The organism is Streptomyces colwelliae (genome assembly GCF_048158785.1).
GTDB lineage: Bacteria > Actinomycetota > Actinomycetes > Streptomycetales > Streptomycetaceae > Streptomyces.
This window is the reverse complement of sequence record NZ_JBLTJC010000746.1, coordinates 1-1,822: the sequence shown is the minus strand read 5'-3', so window position 1 is coordinate 1,822 and position 1,822 is coordinate 1. Positions and strand designations below refer to the sequence as shown.

Here is a 1,822-nt window from a genome sequence, read left to right as displayed (position 1 = left end):
AGAGCTTGCCGCGCACGGTCGTCGCCAGGGCCATCGCCAGCGGCGGGACCATGCCGGCCGCCATCACCGCGGCCATGATCTTCATCGCCGAGTCACTGGGGTTGGAGACCGCGATGCCCGCCGTGGCGAAGGTGTACGCGACCTTGTTGACCGGGCCGCCGAGGTCGAAGCACATCATCAGGCCGAGCAGGGCGCCCAGCAGGATGGCGTTCGAGCCGCTGAGGCCGTTGAGCCAGTCGGTCATGCCCTTCTGGGCCGAGGCGATCGGCTTCCCGATGACCACGAACATCAGGAACCCGACGATCGCCGTGGAGATCAGTGGGATCACCACCACCGGCATGATCCCGCGCACCGCGGCCGGGATCTTCACCTTCTGGATCGCCAGCACCACACCACCGGCGATCAGACCGGCGGCGAGACCGCCGAGGAAGCCCGCGTTGATGGTGGAGGCGATCATGCCGCCGACGAAGCCGGGCACCAGACCGGGCCGGTCCGCCATGCCGTAGGCGATGTAGCCGGCCAGCACCGGGACCAGGAAGCCGAAGGCGACGGCGCCGATCTGGAACATCAGCGCGGCCCAGCTGTCGGTCTGCGTCCACACGAAGTGCTGCATGACCGAGGGCGCCGACTTGATCTCGTAGCCGCCGATCGCGAAGCCGAGGGCGATCAGCAGACCGCCCGCCGCGACGAACGGGACCATGTAACTGACGCCGGACATCAGCCACTTGCGGAGCATGGAGCCGTAGCCCTCGCCCGCCTCACCGCCGCGCTCGACCGGTGTCGGCGCGGATCCGCCGGTGACCTCGCCGCGCTCCGCCTTGCCGCGGACCTCGGTGATCAGCTCGGCGGGACGGTTGATGCCCGCCTTCACACCGACGTCGACGGTGGGCTTGCCGGCGAAGCGTTCCTTCTCCCGTACGGGCACGTCGTGGGCGAAGATCACGGCGTCCGCCGCCGCGATCACCGCCGGGTCGAGCCGGGTGAAACCGGCCGAGCCCTGCGGCTCCACGACGAGTTCGACACCGGCGTCGCGGCCGGCGTTCTCCAGCGCCTCGGCCGCCATGTAGGTGTGCGCGATACCGGTCGGGCAGGAGGTGACGGCGACGATACGGAACGGCTGCGCGTCGGCGCCCGTGTCAGCGTCGGCGCCCTTGTCCGCCGTAGAAGCGGCTGCCGTAGAGCTGTCCGGCGTGGAACCGTCTGCCGGGGAACTGCCCGCCGCGGCGCCGGCGGAGGCCGCCACCGGCGTCGCGGCGGAGTCTGTGCCGCCCTCGGGTTCGTCGCCGCGGATCAGGGCCGCCGCGCTCTCCGCGTCGTCCACCGCGCGCAGGGCGGAGGTGAACTCGGCGTTCATGAGCTGGCGGGCCAGTGCGGAGAGGATCGTGAGGTGGGCGTCGTCGGCCCCGGCGGGCGCGGCGATCAGGAAGATCAGGTCGGCGGGGCCGTCGGGGGCGCCGAAGTCGACGCCCTCGGCGCTGCGCCCGAAGGCGAGCGACGGTTCGGTGACGTACTCGCTGCGGCAGTGCGGGATGCCGATGCCGCCGTCCAGGCCGGTCGGCATCTGCGCCTCGCGGGCGGCCACGTCGGCGAGGAAGCCGTCGAGGTCGGTGACCCGGCCCTGGGCGACCATGCGCTCGGCGAGGGCACGTGCCGCCGCCTCTTTGGTATCGGCGGACAGGTCGAGGTCGACCAGGTCCGCGGTGATCATCTCGCTCATCGCGGGCTCCTTCGCACGCGTATGGCCCGGCAACTGCAGTGGCGGGTGTCCGGCTGTGCACCCTCGCTGAGGTCATCGAGTACCTGGGGGCCGGTGACCGGACCG

At 71.5% G+C, this 1,822-nt stretch carries 1 protein-coding gene; it reads right to left on the bottom strand.

Translation table 11 applies throughout. The features are described from left to right. On the bottom strand, positions 1 to 1,717 hold a 1,717-nt coding region (locus tag ACNFOC_RS53930), incomplete at its 3' end, for a PTS fructose transporter subunit IIABC (protein ID WP_416966249.1). Positions 1,718 to 1,822: the final 105 nt, after the last annotated feature.